The 323-nt window shown below is 46.1% G+C and carries 2 tRNA genes; both read right to left on the minus strand.

From position 1 onward, the window contains the following. Positions 1-66: 66 nt before the first annotated feature. Positions 67-142: transfer RNA gene (locus LRP50_RS25605), tRNA-Ala, on the minus strand. An 88-nt stretch (positions 143-230) separates the two neighbouring features. Continuing rightward, positions 231-306: transfer RNA gene (locus tag LRP50_RS25610), tRNA-Val, on the minus strand. Positions 307-323: the final 17 nt, after the last annotated feature.

A 323-nucleotide genomic window follows, 5' to 3' on the forward strand; every position in this document is an offset into this window, starting at 1 on the left:
AAAGTAGTGTTTCTCTGACGAGAATATCCACTTTCTAAACACACTTTTTAGAATGTTTTTAGAAAGTGGTGGAGCTAGACGGGATCGAACCGTCGACCTCTTGCATGCCATGCAAGCGCTCTCCCAGCTGAGCTATAGCCCCAAATAGGTGCTTTCTTTTCTATTCAGACGAAATTATTCAACGCTTGGAGATACCAATCGCGAAATTATTGATCTGACTAGAGAGAAAGTGGTGGGCGATACCGGGCTCGAACCAGTGACCCCCTCCTTGTAAGGGAGGTGCTCTCCCAACTGAGCTAATCGCCCACATCAGTTTTACATCA

The organism is Enterovibrio gelatinilyticus (assembly GCF_028683095.1).
GTDB classification, from domain to species: Bacteria; Pseudomonadota; Gammaproteobacteria; order Enterobacterales; family Vibrionaceae; genus Enterovibrio; species Enterovibrio gelatinilyticus.